This window comes from Streptomyces sp. NBC_01306 (genome assembly GCF_026340465.1).
Lineage (GTDB): Bacteria > Actinomycetota > Actinomycetes > Streptomycetales > Streptomycetaceae > Streptomyces.
Genome location: NZ_JAPEPC010000001.1, coordinates 2290565 through 2306149 on the forward strand (window position 1 = coordinate 2290565; position 15585 = coordinate 2306149).

Here is a 15585-nt window from a genome sequence, read left to right on the forward strand (position 1 = left end):
CCTCACTTGTCGCCATCGAGGGTGTAGGTGCGGTCGCGCTGCGGGACGGCCGGGCTGCCGCCTGCCGCGACGAGCGCCAGCCGGACATGGGTCGCGAAGGACTCCGCGTACGCGACACGCTGGGCGTCGAGCGTCTTGAGGGCGAAGGTGATCGGGACGGCGTCGGTGGCCTGCCGGGACCGGTCGCTCTCGTTCTGACCGGGGTCGAGGGCGGTGAGCTTGCCGACGTCCACGACGCGCGCGTTGGAGACGATGACCTTGGAGGTGTCGGGGACACCCTTGTCGTCGCCCTTGAACGTCGCGTAGATGTTGACGTCGGAGCCCGGTGTGATCTTGCCCGCCACCCCGGTGGAGGCGTCGATCATGATGGCGATCTCCTGCTCGCCCGCGCTGAGTTCGGGCTGCTGGACGATCATGTCGCTCTGCAGCAGTGAGCCCTTGCGCAGCTGGGTGACGGCGATCTTGCCGCGCACCTGGGCGAGATCGGTCACCGCGTTGCCGGAGAGCCACTTCCGTGGCATCCGTGTCTCCTCGAAGTCGCCCGGGGTGAGCTGCTTGTACGGGGCTATGTCGCTTCTGACGCGGTACGCCGTGACCTCGGGGCCGACTTTCGCATTCACGTCGCGGATGACCGAGAGCACGCCGATGATCGCGGCGACGGCGCAGACGGCCGACAGGATCAGCAGGACGACGCCGCGGCGCTGGCGGGAGTTCACTGGGCGGGCAACCTCTCAAGCTGGGCGTGCGGATCGGCGAACGGCGCGGAGCAGAACCCGCAGCGGTCTCCTATGAGTTCGAGCCCGCACCAGCGGCACAGCTCGCGGCGTACGGAGGAGACCAGCTGGTGGAGGACGGAGAGCTCGGGGATGGCCGCGGCGAACTCCACGAGCCGGGGTGTCGCCCACCAGCCGGCCGAGTCGGCGGGCAGCGCGGTCTCCAGATGGCCCTGGACCCGCCAGGCCGGGGCGAGCACCGTGGTCACCCAGTCGGACTGGAGCTGGCCCCTGGCCACGAGCAGCCGGGTCGCGAACGACGGCCCTTCGAGCAGGCCGGGTTCGGCGCCGGTCACCTTGGCCAACTGCGGGACGGGCGAGGCCAGTACGGCGAACTGGGAGCCCGGCAGCCAGGACTTGGCATGCGCCGTCAGGGAGACCGGTACGTGGTCGAGCCGGGTGACCGTCGGCAGCAGCGCGCCCGCGTAGATGTAGTGGGCGAGCAGCCGGGCCGCCGACGCGAGGACACCGGGGCTGAAGTCGCAGACGGAGAGCTGGCGCAGCTGCCGGACGAGCACCGCGACACCGAGCGGCGGCAGGTCGACGGGCAGCAGGGCGATGCGGTCGCTCTCCAGGACCGAGCGGACGGCGTGCAGCCGCTGGACGCAGGGCGCGGGCAGCGCCGCCGCGTACGGCACGATGACGTAGCCGTGCTGTTCGAGAAGCGCGTGCAGGTCGGCGACGGCGGCTTCGAGCGACTGCGCGGACGGCGGCTGGAGCACGGCGGCGAGCGGGGTGTGCCGGTCGGACGACGGCAGCACGAGGTCGCCGCTGGTGACAGCTATGGCGGTCGGCACGTCGTGGTCCCCCGTTCACAGCGAGTTGCTCCTGCCTCAGCACTGTATCCAGGGGACACGCCGGAAGAACCACAACTGCCCAAGATTCATTGGATCTTGGCCGGCGGGCAACCGGCCCGGAAGACGGAGAAACGGTGGAGAAGATGCCGCCGCCCGGACAGATCCCTTGACATTGCAATTGGTCTGGACCAGCTTGGTGGCATTCAGCGGTGGCCACCGTTCCGTATCCCAGCCCCCACCCCCCACACCTGGAGGCCGTACGTGAAATCCAGACGATCCACCCGCGCCTGGCTGGGCACCGCCGTAGCCGCGCTCGCGGCAGCAGCCCTCTCCTTCGCCGGGGCGACGGCCCAGGCCGCCCCCAACACGGCGGGCAAGGCTGCCACTTCCACCACGACCGCCCGGGTCGCCACAGCCGCCCCGCCCGCCCACGCCGTCACGGGCTACTGGCAGAACTTCAACAACGGCGCCGCCGTCCAGAAGCTCAGCGACGTACCGGCGGACTACGACATCATCGCGGTCGCCTTCGCCGACACCGGCAGCTCACCGGGCGCCGTCACCTTCAACCTGGACTCGGCCGGGCTCGGCGGCTACACCCCCGACCAGTTCAAGGCCGACATCAAGGCCAAGCAGGCGGCGGGCAAGTCCGTCGTCATCTCGATCGGCGGCCAGAACGGCACCGTCTCGGTCAGCGACTCGGCGTCGGCCGACAACTTCGCCAACTCCGTCTACGCGCTGATGCAGGAGTACGGCTTCAACGGCGTCGACATCGACCTGGAGAACGGCCTCAACTCCACCTATATGTCGCAGGCGCTCAAGTCGCTCGCGTCGAAGGCCGGTTCGGGCCTGGTCGTCACGATGGCCCCGCAGACCATCGACATGCAGTCGACGTCGAACGAGTACTTCAAGACGGCGCTCGCCATCAAGGACATCCTGACCGTCGTCAATATGCAGTACTACAACAGCGGCTCCATGCTCGGCTGCGACGGCAAGGTCTACTCGCAGGGCACGGTGGACTTCCTCACCGCGCTCGCCTGCATCCAGCTGGAGGGCGGCCTCGACCCGTCGCAGGTCGGTCTCGGCGTCCCCGCGTCGTCGAGTGCGGCGGGCAGCGGCTATGTCGCACCGAGCGTCGTCAACAACGCGCTCGACTGCCTCACCAAGGGCAGCAACTGCGGCTCCTTCAAGCCCTCGAAGACCTATCCCGGACTGCGCGGCGCGATGACCTGGTCCACCAACTGGGACGCCACGGCCGGCAACGCCTGGTCCGGCGCGGTCGGACCGCACGTCCACAGCCTGTAGCCGGAACAGCCCGCAGCGATCGCAGCCCGTATCGACCGCTGCACCCAGCACGGCAGCGCCGCCGCTCCCCCGGCGGCGCTGCCGCCGTGCGTGCGGGACCGGCCGGCTACTGCGGCCGTCCGCCGAGGTAGTACCCGAGCACCGGGGCCAGTTCGGCGAACCACTGCTGAAGCGTGGCGCCGTTCCGGGCGTCCACGGCGCACTCGTAGTACAGGCCGTCGGCCAGCACCACCGCCACCATGAGCGTGGTGCCCCCGTAGGAACCCTTGTAGGGCACCGCCCGGATGTGGCTCCAGGCGAAATCGGCCGTCCGGCCGCCCCGTTCGAAGGAGACGCCCTCACTGTCGACGACCACGGCGTTCCGCCGGTCCGTGGCGAGGAAGTCGGGGCCGCCGTCCGCGAAGGACGCGGAGCCCGCGGGCTGTTGAGGCACGGGTGGCGGCGCCGGAGCGTACGGCGGGGGCGGCGGCCCGAAGCCCTGCGGCTGCTGGGCCGGGGAGTACGGCCCCGGGGCCGTGCCACCGTCCTGTCCGGTCCCTGACATGTGCGGGCCCCCTCCTGCTCTCGGCTCACCGCCCAGTATGACCGGGCGCACGACAGCGCCCGCCGGTCCCCCGGCGGGCGCCGTCACCGATGCGGCCGGAGCCCTACGGCTTGGGCAGGGTGCAGCCCGAGCGGCTCAGGTCGATCTTGCTGCCGGCGCCGACGCACGGCACGATCCCGTACGTCTCCTCGGCGTAGTTGATGCCCTGGTGGATGGTGACGTTGCCGTTCTCGTCCACCTCGCACGGGTTGTTCTCCGTGCAGCGCTCGCCGTCCTCGTTACCCGTGTTGTTCACCGCGACGACCTTGCCGGTCGCGGTGTCGACCACCGGCGATCCCGAGGTGCCACCGATGGTGTCGCAGGCCGAGGTGTAGCGGACCGAGTCCTTCCAGGTCCAGTCACCCTCCTTGAGGCGGTAGACGAAGCCGTCCACGTTGCAGCTGTAGATCTTCTTCCAGTACCCGGAGACCACACTGATCGCAGTGCCCTGCGTGGGATGGGCGGCGTTCAGCTCCAGCGCCGAAATCCCGTACTTGCTCTGTATCTGCGCGTACGTGGAGGTGAGCTGGTACAGCGAGATGTCCGTGTCGGTCATCGTCGCGTAGGCAACCTTGCTCGCCTTGAGCGTGGCGACCGAACTGCCCGCGGCATTGAGCAGCGAGAAGGTACGGCTGGACGGCTGGTCGGTGATGACCTGTCCGGCGGCCGGGAAGCCGGTCTCCAGGCAGTGACCGTTGGAGAGCACCAGCGCGGGGTCGTCCGGCTGGGAGTCCGGCGTGCGGACGACGGAGCCCGAGCAGTTGCTCAGCGCCACCGTTCCCGCGAAGTCGGCTGCTTTGACCGTGGGGCGGCTGGTGGCCGCCACCGCGGGTGTCGCTGCCGCGCCCATGAGGAAAAGGGCGAGCAGTGCGCCGACGAGAGGCTTCTTCATGTGGGGGGTCCCCTCTGTGACCGAAGTTCTTCCGGTTTGACATGCGCATTCTTAACGCAAGAGGGGGTTACGGGGAAGAGCACGCCCCTGGGGACAACCCCCACCACCCGGTCCAGACCCCGCTCCATCACCCGCCCCCATTTGCCAGTCGGTCCGAGGACTGGCGTCATGCCGTGTTGCTTCAGGGGGAGTTGGGGGTGCGAGACGGCTACTGGAACGGTCAGGCGCAAGCCATAGGAGATGGGGGACGCGCTGTGGGAGCGGGTCGAGCCACTGCGGCCGGTGGTGACGCGGCGTTTCCGTTACCCCGGTCGCAAGCGACTCGACCAGCGGAAGGTCAGGTGCGGGATCCCGTTCGTGCTGTACACAGGGATCCCGTGGGAGTTCCTGCCGCAGGAGCTGGGCTTCGGCTCAGGCATGACGTGCTGGCGGCGGCCGAGGGACTGGAGTGGGGGGAAACGCGAAACCGTCACGTAGACGGGTGGCGGGGGCTTCGGTTGAAGTGGCGTGGCCGGTTTGCGGGTCCGGCTATTGCTCGCGCAGCGACTCCGCCAGCCGCTGCAGCGCCGGGTTCGGGTTGTCGGGGCTCCAGCAGGCGTGCAGCGTCACCGAATGCGCGTCGGCTGTGTCGAGTTCGCGGTACCGGATGCCCTCGACCCTCATCGCCGTGATCGACCGCGGGATCAGCGCGCATCCCAGTCCGGCCCGCACCAGTGCGAGCATCGTCGGCACCTGTGACGCCAGTTGGCTCACGGCGTACCGGTCCATCCCGATCATCGCCGCGCAGATGTCGTGCAGGTACTGGGATCCTTCCGGGCTGTACCCGATGTAGTCGTCGGTGACGTCGGTCAGCGACACCAGCCCCTCGCCGGACGCCAGCGGATGGGAGTCCGGTACGGCGAGCACCAGGTCCTCCGAGTGCACCAGCAGCGACTCGAACTTCTCCGGGATCGGCGGCCGCACCAGCCCGAGATCGATCTCGAGATTCGCCAGCGCCTCGAACTGCGCCGGACTCACCAGCTCCGTCAGCTCCGCCGTCACGCCCGGCGTCCGCTTGCCGACCATGGTCAGGAAATCCGCGAGTACGGCGTAGGCGCCGATCGCGGTGAACGCGAGCCGCAATGTCCCGGTCGTCCCGTCGGCCGCGCGCCGGGTCGCCTCCGGAGCGACCTCGAGCAGCGCGAGCACGCGGCGGGCGTGCTCCAGGAACACCGCGCCGGCCGCGGTCAGCCGGACGCCGCGGCCGAGGCGGTCGAACAGGCGGACACCGAGTATCCGCTCAAGGCCCTGGATCTGCCGGGTCAGCGGCGGCTGGGTCAGGTTCAGGCGCTGCGCCGCCCGCCCGAAGTGCAGTTCTTCGGCGACAGCGACGAAGCCACGGAGTTGCTGAAGCGTGAAATCCATGCGCACACGGTATCGGTCGATGCGAAAACGGGCTTGGACCTGCATGACGGAGTGCACCTACCGTCAGATTCACGCCAACCCGCAGGAGTTCCCGTGCCGCATCCCAAACTCGCCGCCCTCATCTCCCCCGAACGTGCCGCTGAGGTCATCGACGCCGGCACGCGACGGCTTCTCGAGGAACGATTCGAGGTCGTCTGGGCGGAAGCCGGGCACGCGGCGGGCCCGGCCCGGCCGGGCCGGCCTCCTGCTCTCGACCCGGCCGCCCTGCCCGAACTGGCCGCCGGCGCCGACGTCCTGCTGACCAGCTGGGGTACGCCGAAGCTCGGCAACGAGCTGTGGGCCGACGGCCAGGGCCCGAAGGTGGTCGCGCACGCGGCCGGCACGGTGAAGCACCTGATCGACCCGGTCATCCTCGACCACGGCGTCGGCGTCTTCTCAGCCGGCCCGCGGATCGCGTGGTCGGTCGGCGAGTACTGCCTCGGCGCCCTGCTGACCCTCGCCCGCCGGCTTCCCCGGTTCGACGGCGCGATCCGCTCCGGCGGCTGGAAGCAGACGGAGTACCGCGGTCACGAGCTGGCCGGCGCCAAGGTCGGGATCATCGGCGCGAGCAGCACCGCCCGCGCACTGATCGCCATGCTCAAACCGTTCGGCTGCGACCTCGCCGTCTACGACCCGTACCTGTCGCACGCACACTCGCAGGAACTCGGCGTACGGACGACGACGCTCGAGGACGCCGCACGCAGTGCGTTCCTGAGCATCCACGTCCCGAACGTGCCCGAGACGAAAGGCATGATCACCCGCGAGCTGATCGAGAACCTGCCCGACGGCGCGGTCGTGGTCAACTCGTCGCGCGGACCTGCGATCGATCAGCAAGCACTCCTGGACCACGCGCTGAGTGGCCGGATCTACGCGGCCCTGGACGTCTACGACCCCGAGCCCTCGACGTTCGACGCGACGATCCTCCAAGCCCCGAACCTCCTGTTCACCCCGCACATCGCGGGCGACACCGCCGAAGGTCACCTCGCGCTCGCGGGCTATGTGCTGCGCGACGCCCTGCAGTGGCTGGCCGACGGCACCCGCGGACCGAGCTTCGTCGAGCCGGCCGCCTGGTCGATCACCGCCTGAAAGGACCACCGATGTCCCGCATCACCCAGGTCGAGGTCTTCCCGGTCGCCGTACCGTTCGCCCGCCGCTTCGTGCTCGGCAGCGGAGCTGTCGGCGCACCCGGCGCCGCGCCGGACCAGTCCGCGGCGGTGATCTTCGTCAAGCTGACCACCGAGGGCGGCGTGGTCGGCTGGGGAGAACAGCGCGCGCTCCCGAGCTGGAGCTACGAGACCGCCGAGACGATGGCCGTCATCATCCGCCGCCACCTCGCGCCGATCCTGCTCGAACTCACGCCGTTCGATGTCGAGCTCTTCCAACGGCGCGCCGCCCAGCGCCTGAGTCCCGCGGTCTCGAACGGCTTCCCGTTCGCCCGCGCGGCGGTCGACGTCGCGATGCACGACGCGGCCGGCAAGCTCGCGGGCGTCCCCGTGCACGCGCTGCTCGGCGGCAAGGTGCACGACGAGATCCCGCTCTGCTCGGCGATCGGGGTCGGCGACCAGGACGCGGTCCGTGAGCACGCACTCCAGTCGTCGGACTATGCGGCGTACAAGATCAAGATCGGTGGTGATCTGGACGCCGACACGGCGGCGATCGAGACCGCCGCGGAAGTTGCCGGCGACAAACCGCTGTGGCTCGACGCGAACCAGTCGTACCGCCCGGCCGCCCTCAAGCGACTCCGCGACCGGACGGCGCACGTCCGCACGATCCACTGCGTCGAGCAGCCCGTGCCGAGTACCGACACGCTGGCGATGGGCCGGTTGCGTGAGCTGATCGACCTGCCGATCGCGATCGACGAGGGCAGCTTCTCCGCGCAGGACCTGGCGCGCGCGATCCGGCTGGACGCGGCGGACCTGGTCGTGATCAAGGTCTGCAAGTCCGGCGGACTGCGCAACGCCCTGAAGACCGCCCAGACCGCGCTGGCCGGCGGTCTCGAGATCCTGGCCAGCGGCCTCACCGACTGCGGAATCGCGTTCGCCGCCGCACTGCACGTCTTCAGCCAGCTCGAGCTCGCCCTGCCCGCCGAACTCAACGGGCCGGAGCTGCTGACGGATCTGTACGTCGACGGGCTGACCATCACCAAGGCCGTCGCAACGGTCCCCACAGCCCCTGGACTGGGCGTCGAGGTCGACGAGGAGCGTATCCGGGCCGAGTCGCTCAACCTGCTCTATCGCTGAGGAGAACCATGATCAGCAAGCTGTCCCGCCGCAGCTTCGTCGAGCTCAGCTCTTCGCCTGTTTCCTGGTCACCGCGGTCACGCTGATCATCTTGTTCTTCCTCACCCAACGCTGGTTCGTCCGCGGAATCACCATGAGTGGCCTGGGAGGCCGCTGATGCCGAATCCGCGGCCTTCACCAAACCCTGGGCGGCACTGCCCGGTGACCAGGCCGGGCGGCTGATCGCCGGGACCGGATCCGACACCGCCCAGGTGCCGGCGCCCGCCACGGCGTACCGCACGCTCGCGGACGGACGAACTGCCCACACCCGCCTCGCAGTTGCGGAGTCAACCGCGCCGTGCCCCTTGAGAGAAAGGCAGCGCCAGATGCAAACGGTCCTGTTCACCAAGCTGTTCGGCGACCGCGAAGTCGCCGAGGTCGCCGACACGAGCGCCGATCTCGGCTTCGACGGCGTCGATCTCCTCATCCGGGACGGCTTCACCGCCTCCCCGACGAGCCCTGCCGACATCTCCACCGCGGTCTCCCGCTGCCGCGAAGGCGGATTGTCGGTGCCGCTGGCGACGACCGACCTCAGCGATCCCGCGGCCTACCCGGCCCAGTCCGTGCTCGACGCCTGCGCCGCGGCCGGGATCGGCACGGTTCGGCTCGGCTTCTGGAAGTACGACCCGCACACTCGGGTCACCGAGCAGATCGACCGAGCCAGGCGCGATCTCGACGTATTGGGCGAGATCGCAGAACGGGCCGGTGTCCGGCTCGCGCTGCAGCTGCACGGCGGCACCGTGCACAGCTCCGGCGCGCTCGCGCACCGGCTCCTCGACGGGCGTGATCCGGCCACGTTCGTCGCCTACCCGGACCCCGGGAACCAGGTGGTGCAGGAAGGCCGGGAGGACTGGCGGTTGACCTTCGACCTGCTGGCGACCTGGCTCGGCTGCGTGGGGGTGAAGAACGGCGGCTGGTACCCGGCCGCCCTCGACCCGAGCGGCCGGCGGGCATGGGCCTCCGACTGGTTCGGACTCGCCGACGGCATGGTCCCGTGGCCTGCGATCATCGCCCACCTTCGAGCAGCGGACTTCGGCGGCGTACTCACCCTGCACAGCCCGTACGCGCTGCCCTACGCCCAGGTGCTCGACCGGACCCGGACCGACGCGGCGTACATCCGGCGGCTGATGGCCGGATGAGCATCCCACCTTCACCGCAGGGCCCGCTGAGCGCACTCAGCCGGCGAAACGGGCCATCCACGCCTCGACCTCGTCCGCCGACCGGGGCAGACCGTCCGACAGGTTCTCGTTGCCGTCGTCGGTGACGAGCAGGTCGTCCTCGATGCGGACGCCGATGCCGCGCCACTCCTCGGGCACGGTGAGGTCGTCCGGCTGGAAGTACAGGCCGGGCTCGACGGTGAGCACCATGCCCGGCTCCATTACGCCGTCGACGTACTCCTCCTGCCTGGCCTGCGCGCAGTCGTGGACGTCCAGGCCGAGCATGTGACCGGTACCGGCCATGGTGAAGCGGCGCTGGAGGCCGAGTTCGTACGCGCGGTCGGCCGGGCCTTCGATGAAGCCCCACTCGACCAGCCGGGTCGCCAGGTGGCGCTGGGACGCCTCGTGGAAGTCGCGGTACGCGGCGCCCGGCTTGACGGCGGCCATGCCCGCTTCCTGGGCCTCGTACACCGCGTCGTAGACCTTGCGCTGCACGGGCGTGAAGGTCCCGTTGATCGGGAGGGTGCGCGTGACGTCGGCCGTGTAGAGGGTGTTCGTCTCGACGCCCGCGTCGAGCAGGAGCAGGTCGCCGGGGCGCACCGGACCGTCGTTGTCCGTCCAGTGCATGATCGTGGCGTGCTCGCCCGCTGCGCAGATCGAGCCGTAGCCGACGGCGTTGCCCTCAAGGCGTGCGCGGCGGAAGAACGTGCCCTCGATCCACCGCTCGGACGACGCGATCGCCGTGGAGAGTTCACCGATCACATCGGTGAATCCGCGCACCGTGGAGTCCACGGCCTTGCGGAGCTCCGTGATCTCCCACTCGTCCTTGACGAGCCGGAGATCGCTGAGCGCCTCGTCGAGTTCGGCGTCGCGCACCTCATCGGTGGTGACGGCGGCCGTCAGGGCCGGGTCGACACCGCGGACGATCCGGGTCGGCGCGGCGGGGGCGGCGGCCAGGTCGTCGGCGGCCGTGCGGATGTCACGGCAGGGCAGGCCGAGCACGAGCTCCGACTCGGCGAGGGAGCGGCGGCGGCCCATCCACAGCTCGGCCGTGGGGCCGGTCCAGAACTCGTCGTTGTCCCTGCTGTCGCGCGGCAGCTGGTAGCAGTAGGCGTCGTGGCCGCCGTCCGCACGGGGTTCGAGGACGAGCGCGCCGTCCCGGACCTGGTCTCCGGTCATGTGCACATAGCCCGAGTACGGCCGGAAGGGGTAGGTGTCGTCGTTCGAACGGACCTTGAGGTTCCCGGAGGGAATCACGAGGCGTTCGCCCGGAAAGCGCGCGGAGAGCGCCGCTCGGCGGCGGGCCGCGTGCGGGGACTGCTCGGCGAGCGTCAGGTCGTGCCGCTCGGTGTCCGCCCAGCCCGTCCGCATCAGAGCGGACAGCTCATCGGAGATCCCTGAGTAGAGACCGTTCCTCCGGCCTTTCGCCACGTCGTACACCTTCCTCTGGATGGATCCCGCAGCCACTCGGCGGCTCCCGGACGCTACCTCGCACCGCGCGCGTTCGGGGCGGAAGAGTGCCAGTGGCACAGATCGGACAGACACCCCGGCGGGAGCCACCGATAATGGGGCATATGACGAACGCGAAGCTCGGTGAGGCCCTGCGGCTCCTGGGAATCGATCACTCGGCGGTCCGGGTCTATCTGGCGCTGCTCGAACTGGCCCCGGCCCCGCTGAGTGCTGTCGGCGCCGCGGCCGGTCTGGACGGTGCGGAACTGACCACGGCTTACGGCGCACTGGTCGACGCCGGTCTGGCCAGTGCCGCCGGGTCGGGCGGGGACGTGGTGGCGCCGGTTCCGCCGACCGCCGGTCTGGAGATCCTCGCCAGACACCGGGCGGCCGAGGTCGAGGAGTCGCGCATCAGCGTCGGGGGCGCGTTCGAGTCGTTCCGGCGTCAGCGGCTCGCCGCGTACAACGACCACCTGGTCGAGGTCGTGACCGGCGAGGCCGTCGGACCCAGGATCCGCCAGGCGTGGGCGAGCGCCCGCGAACAGATCCGGCAGTTCGAGTCACCGCCGTACTTCCCGCTGTCCGGCGCCACGGACGACGCGCTGGCGACGCTGGCCCGCGGTGTGACACAGCGTGTCGTGTACTCGCGGGCGTCGCTGGAGCACCCGGGCCATCTGGAGGAGGCCGTCGAACCGTGCATCAAGGCCGGTGAGCAGGCGAGGGTGCTGCCGTCGGTGCCGGTCAAGCTCGTGATCATCGACGAGGCGTACGCGCTCGTGTCGCTGTCGATCAAAGAGGCCGACGTGCACAACACGATGCTGGTCGTGCAGCCGTGCGGCCTGCTCTCCGCGCTCATGGCACTGTTCGAGCAGTCCTGGCAGAACGCCCTGCCGTTCCACGGCCGCACCGCCCGCCCGGGCGGCCTGCCGCCCGCCGACCGCCGGCTGCTGTGGCTCCTCGCGGGCGGCACGAGCGACGACGTCATCGCCCGCGAGCTCGGAATCAGCCGCCGCACGCTCTTCCGCCGCCTGCAGATCCTGATGGCCCAGCTGGGCGCCGCGAACCGCTTCCAGATGGCCTTGCAGGCACAGCGCTCCGGATGGCTGTGATCGGAGCGCTGTGAAGCGGGACCGAGCAGCCGGGAACCCCACCGGCCCCGGCCGCCCCATGAGCATCTCCAGTGAACCTGCACACCGACTGCGCAGTCCGGTCACTGCGTCCCGAGAACACGCACAACCCGCAGAATTGACGTTGGTCATTAATGCGGGAGTGTCCACTTTGGTGAATGTCACAGCGCCCCGGGTAATGCGAACCTATCGATCCCGTGAAGGGGCTGTCCCGGGTCGGTGAACAGACCTGCACTCCGCCGCAATTCTGTGACCACACAGCCCCTGAGCGGGGACGCTCCGAGTGGATGTGCGAGGGGCCATCGTGCTTTGATCCTCCGCACCGCGGGAGTTGCACCACTGATTCCCGTTTTCTCGAATTACCCCTGAGAAAGGCCGCTCACATCATGAACTCCGTCCCCCAGGTTCAGACCCTTGAGATCTCCGACGCCGACCTCGACAACGTCTCCGGCGGTCTCGTCGGTGGCCTCGTCAGCAACGTGACCGGCACGGCCGACTCCATCGCCCCGGTCTCGGGCCTCGTCGGCGGCGTCGCCGGCACGGTCGCGGGTCTGACCGGTGTCAACACCGGCGCCGTCACCGGCACGGTCACCGGCCTCATCGCCGGCGCCTGAGCCACGGCTCCACACAGGCCCCGGAACCTTCCCCAGGGTTCCGGGGCCTGACGGCGCCGTCAGGGCCTGTCGGTCCACCGGCTCCGCAACGTAAGGGAAGAATGTCGTGCAGTTCCGCCAACAGGCCCTGTCCAAGCTGCAGTCGCCCGAGGAACTCGACCTTCCCGTGCGGCTCGCCAGACCGCAGGGACTGCTCGCCCTGGTCGTGACGGTCGTCGTGATGGCCGCCGCGTCCGTGTGGGCGGTCACCGGGTCGGTGTCGTCGACCCTCCGCGCACCCGGCATCCTGACGCACGCGCAGGGCAGTTACGTCCTCCAGAGCCCCGTCACCGGTCAGGTCACGGGCGTGCTCGCCAAGGAAGGACAGCGCCTGGCCGCCGGCGCGCCCGTCCTCAAGGTCCGTACGGAGCAGGGCGACCGGCTCGTCCGCGCCATCGACGCGGGCCGGGTCACCACACTGTCGGCCGGGATCGGCACGGTCGTGACCACCGGCGCCGATGTCGCCACCGTGGAGAAGACCCGCAGCGCCGGGGATCCCCTCCTCGCCATGGTCTACGTCCCCGCGGACAGCGCGGGGACCGTGCCGGTCGGCGCTGACGTCGATCTCACCGTCCAGTCGGCGCCGGAACAGCAGTACGGGATGCTGCGGGGCCGCGTACAGGCCGTGGGGCACGGCGCGCAGACCCAGCAGCAGATAGCCGGCTTCCTCGGTGACAAACAGCTGGCCGGGCAGTTCACGAAGGGCGGCCCGACGGTCGCGGTCCTCGTGAAGCTGGTCAAGTCCTCCGCCACGAAGTCGGGTTACGCGTGGTCGTCCGCCGGCGGACCGCCGTACGCGCTCGACTCCATGACCCCGGCCTCGGGCGCCGTGCACCTCGCCGGGCAGCACCCGATCGATTGGCTGCTTCCGTGAGCCCCTCCCCCGCCGCCCAGCAGCAGCTGCCGCCGGCCGGCCACGGCCGCCGCAGGGCACGCCCCGCGCCCGCGCCGCAGCGCCGCCGCCACCGGACGGTCCGGACGCCCACCGTCCTCCAGATGGAGGCCGTCGAGTGCGGCGCCGCGTCCCTGGCCATGATCCTCGCCCACCACGGCCGCCATGTCCCCCTCGAAGAGCTCCGCATCGCCTGCGGCGTCTCGCGTGACGGCTCGCGGGCCAGCAGTCTCCTGAAAGCGGCGCGGAGTTACGGCCTGACCGCCAGGGGCATGCAGATGGAGCCGGCCGCCCTCGCCGAGGTCAAGGCGCCCGCGATCCTCTTCTGGGAGTTCAACCACTACGTCGTCTACGACGGCATGGGCCGGCGCTTCGGCCGGCGCGGCGTACACATCAACGACCCGGACAAGGGCCGCAGGTTCGTGCCCGCCGAGGACTTCGACACCAGTTTCACCGGCGTCGTCCTCGTACTCGAACCGGGCGAAGGATTCCGCGAGGGCGGCCGCAGGCCGGGCGTCCTGAGGGCGCTGCCCGCGCGCCTGCGCGGCACCACGGGCACGATGCTCGCCGCGCTCCTCGCCAGCCTGCTGCTGGTCGCGACCGGCGCGGCGCTGCCCGCGCTCAGCCGCACGTACATCGACATGTTCCTGCTCGGCCATCAGACATCGCTCCTGGGCGCGCTGTTCGCCTCGATGGCCACGATGGTGGCGCTCACCGGCGTCCTCACCTGGCTCCAGCAGGCGAACCTGCTGCACGGGCGCATCATCGCTTCGACGCTCAGCAGCGCCCGCTTCCTGGGGCATCTGCTGCGGCTTCCCGTGACGTTCTTCGCGCAGCGCAGCCCGGCCGACCTGGTGCAGCGTCTCCAGTCGAACGACGCGGTCGCCGAGACCCTCGCGCGCGATCTGACCGCCGCCGGAGTCGACGGTGTGGTGGTGCTGCTGTACGCGGCGCTGCTGTGGACGTACGACCCGCAGCTGACGCTCGTCGGGGTGGGCATCGCGCTCGGGAACGTCGTCGCGATGCGGATCGTGATCCGGCTGCGCGCCACGCGTACGCAGAAGCTGCGCGCGGACACCGCCCGGCTCACCAACACCTCGTACACGGGCCTTCAGCTGATCGAGACGATGAAGGCGACGGGCGGCGAGAACGGCTACTTCCGGCGCTGGGCCGGGCAGCACGCCACCACGCTTGAGGAGCAGCAGCGCCTCGGGGTGCCGAGCGCGTGGCTGGGCATCGTGGCGCCGACCCTGGCGACGCTGAACAGCGCGCTGATCCTGTGGATCGGCGGTCTGCGCGCGGTCGAGGGGCATCTGTCGGTGGGGCTCCTGGTGGCGTTCCAGGCGCTCGTGGTCCGCTTCACCGCGCCGGTCACCCGTCTCAACGGCGTCGCGGGCCGCATCCAGGACTTCGCCGCCGACGTGACGCGGCTGAAGGACGTCGAGAACTTTCCGGTGGACTCCCTGTACGCCCGTTCCGACGATGCCCCGTCCGGAACAGCCGGGAGCACGCGCCGTCTGAAGGGGCACGTCACGCTGGACGACATCACGTTCGGCTACAGCCCGCTCGACAAGCCGCTCCTGACGGGTTTCTCGCTGACCGTCGGACCGGGGCAGCAGGTCGCCCTCGTGGGCGGTTCGGGCAGCGGCAAGTCGACGGTGTCGCGGCTGATCTCCGGTCTGTACACCCCCTGGGAGGGCACGATCCGGATCGACGGGCAGCGTCTGGACGACATCCCGCGCGGCGCGCTGACCGCGTCCGTGTCCTTCGTCGACCAGGACGTGTTCCTCTTCGAGGGCACGGTCCGTGACAACGTCGCGCTGTGGGATCCGTCGATCCCCGACGAGGCGGTCGTCGACGCGCTCAAGGACGCGGCGCTGTACGACGTGGTGGCGCGCAGGCCCGGCTCCATCCAGGGCCGTGTCGAGCAGGACGGACGGAACTTCTCCGGCGGGCAGCGCCAGCGGCTCGAAATCGCGCGTGCCCTGGTCCGGCGGCCGAGCGTCCTCGTGCTCGACGAGGTGACCAGCGCCCTGGACGCCGAGACCGAGCAGATCATCATCGACAATCTGCGGCGCCGCGGCTGCGCGTGCGTGGTGATCGCGCACCGCCTCAGCACGGTCCGCGACAGCGACGAGATCGTGGTGCTCGACCACGGCCAGGTCGTGGAGCGCGGCCGCCACGAGGAACTGGTCGCCGCCGGGGGGCCGTACGCCGACCTGGTCAGGGAGCACTGAC

The 15585-nt window shown here is 70.2% G+C and carries 13 protein-coding genes and 2 pseudogenes; 9 read left to right on the top strand and 6 right to left on the bottom strand.

Going from position 1 to position 15585, the window contains the following annotated elements; translation table 11 throughout:
- Positions 1-2 precede the first annotated feature (2 nt).
- Positions 3-716, bottom strand: a complete 714-nt coding sequence (cpaB, locus tag OG385_RS09720) for a Flp pilus assembly protein CpaB (protein ID WP_266853705.1) — start codon at positions 714-716, stop codon at positions 3-5.
- Positions 713-1570 carry a hypothetical protein gene (locus OG385_RS09725; protein ID WP_266853706.1) on the bottom strand — a complete coding sequence of 286 codons (858 nt, stop codon included), beginning with the start codon at positions 1568-1570 and terminating at the stop codon, positions 713-715. The genes cpaB and OG385_RS09725 overlap by 4 nt, the downstream gene beginning before the upstream one ends.
- Before the next feature lie 429 nt (positions 1571-1999).
- On the opposite strand from OG385_RS09725, the pseudogene OG385_RS09730 reads away from it, so the two are divergent.
- Positions 2000-2872 (top strand): annotated as a pseudogene (locus tag OG385_RS09730) (chitinase); the annotation flags it as partial.
- A gap of 106 nt (positions 2873-2978) precedes the next feature.
- On the opposite strand, the gene OG385_RS09735 reads toward OG385_RS09730, so the two are convergent.
- Entirely contained in the window at positions 2979-3416 is a 438-nt protein-coding gene (locus OG385_RS09735; RefSeq protein ID WP_266853707.1) for a hypothetical protein, read from the bottom strand.
- Between the two features lie 103 nt (positions 3417-3519).
- The gene (locus OG385_RS09740) at positions 3520-4347 is read right to left on the bottom strand and encodes a serine protease (protein WP_266853708.1); all 828 of its coding nucleotides are present in this window, start codon (positions 4345-4347) and stop codon (positions 3520-3522) included.
- A gap of 240 nt (positions 4348-4587) precedes the next feature.
- Here OG385_RS09740 and OG385_RS09745 point away from each other — a divergent pair.
- Positions 4588-4797, top strand: a pseudogene (locus OG385_RS09745) (transposase); the annotation flags it as partial.
- A 78-nt stretch (positions 4798-4875) separates the two neighbouring features.
- Here the strand turns inward: OG385_RS09745 and OG385_RS09750 are convergent.
- Complete coding sequence (locus OG385_RS09750) at positions 4876-5751, bottom strand: LysR family transcriptional regulator (protein WP_266853709.1); 876 nt, start codon at positions 5749-5751, stop codon at positions 4876-4878.
- Positions 5752-5844: 93 nt separating this feature from the next.
- On the opposite strand from OG385_RS09750, the gene OG385_RS09755 reads away from it, so the two are divergent.
- From OG385_RS09755 to OG385_RS09765, 3 genes are all read left to right on the top strand, one after another.
- Positions 5845-6876 carry a hydroxyacid dehydrogenase gene (locus tag OG385_RS09755; RefSeq protein WP_266853710.1) on the top strand — a complete coding sequence of 344 codons (1032 nt, stop codon included), beginning with the start codon at positions 5845-5847 and terminating at the stop codon, positions 6874-6876.
- An 11-nt stretch (positions 6877-6887) separates the two neighbouring features.
- Positions 6888-8030 carry a mandelate racemase/muconate lactonizing enzyme family protein gene (locus tag OG385_RS09760; RefSeq protein WP_266853711.1) on the top strand — a complete coding sequence of 381 codons (1143 nt, stop codon included), beginning with the start codon at positions 6888-6890 and terminating at the stop codon, positions 8028-8030.
- A 365-nt stretch (positions 8031-8395) separates the two neighbouring features.
- Positions 8396-9208, top strand: coding sequence for a sugar phosphate isomerase/epimerase (locus tag OG385_RS09765; protein WP_266853712.1), 813 nt, complete (start codon positions 8396-8398; stop codon positions 9206-9208).
- Between the two features lie 36 nt (positions 9209-9244).
- Here the strand turns inward: OG385_RS09765 and OG385_RS09770 are convergent, their stop codons facing one another.
- Positions 9245-10657, bottom strand: coding sequence for an aminopeptidase P family protein (locus OG385_RS09770; protein WP_266853713.1), 1413 nt, complete (start codon positions 10655-10657; stop codon positions 9245-9247).
- Between the two features lie 143 nt (positions 10658-10800).
- Between OG385_RS09770 and OG385_RS09775 the strand changes: the two genes are divergently transcribed.
- From OG385_RS09775 to OG385_RS09790, 4 genes are all read left to right on the top strand, one after another.
- Positions 10801-11784, top strand: a complete 984-nt coding sequence (locus OG385_RS09775) for a LuxR family transcriptional regulator (RefSeq protein WP_266853714.1) — start codon at positions 10801-10803, stop codon at positions 11782-11784.
- Between the two features lie 404 nt (positions 11785-12188).
- Complete coding sequence (locus tag OG385_RS09780; protein WP_266853715.1) at positions 12189-12416, top strand: type A2 lantipeptide; 228 nt, start codon at positions 12189-12191, stop codon at positions 12414-12416.
- Positions 12417-12522: 106 nt separating this feature from the next.
- Complete coding sequence (locus OG385_RS09785) at positions 12523-13329, top strand: HlyD family efflux transporter periplasmic adaptor subunit (protein WP_266853716.1); 807 nt, start codon at positions 12523-12525, stop codon at positions 13327-13329.
- Positions 13326-15584 (top strand): NHLP family bacteriocin export ABC transporter peptidase/permease/ATPase subunit, encoded by a 2259-nt coding sequence (locus OG385_RS09790; RefSeq protein WP_266853717.1) that lies wholly within the window; start codon positions 13326-13328, stop codon positions 15582-15584. The genes OG385_RS09785 and OG385_RS09790 overlap by 4 nt, the downstream gene beginning before the upstream one ends.
- Position 15585: the final 1 nt, after the last annotated feature.

Bases quoted from the DNA above. Each gene is read 5' to 3' on its own strand.
- OG385_RS09735 (WP_266853707.1), bottom strand. From the start codon at position 3,416: ATGTCAGGGACCGGACAGGACGGTGGCACGGCCCCGGGGCCGTACTCC.
- OG385_RS09740 (WP_266853708.1), bottom strand. From the start codon at position 4,347: ATGAAGAAGCCTCTCGTCGGCGCACTGCTCGCCCTTTTCCTCATGGGC.
- OG385_RS09750 (WP_266853709.1), bottom strand. From the start codon at position 5,751: ATGGATTTCACGCTTCAGCAACTCCGTGGCTTCGTCGCTGTCGCCGAA.
- OG385_RS09760 (WP_266853711.1), top strand. From the start codon at position 6,888: ATGTCCCGCATCACCCAGGTCGAGGTCTTCCCGGTCGCCGTACCGTTC.
- OG385_RS09765 (WP_266853712.1), top strand. From the start codon at position 8,396: ATGCAAACGGTCCTGTTCACCAAGCTGTTCGGCGACCGCGAAGTCGCC.
- OG385_RS09775 (WP_266853714.1), top strand. From the start codon at position 10,801: ATGACGAACGCGAAGCTCGGTGAGGCCCTGCGGCTCCTGGGAATCGAT.
- OG385_RS09780 (WP_266853715.1), top strand. From the start codon at position 12,189: ATGAACTCCGTCCCCCAGGTTCAGACCCTTGAGATCTCCGACGCCGAC.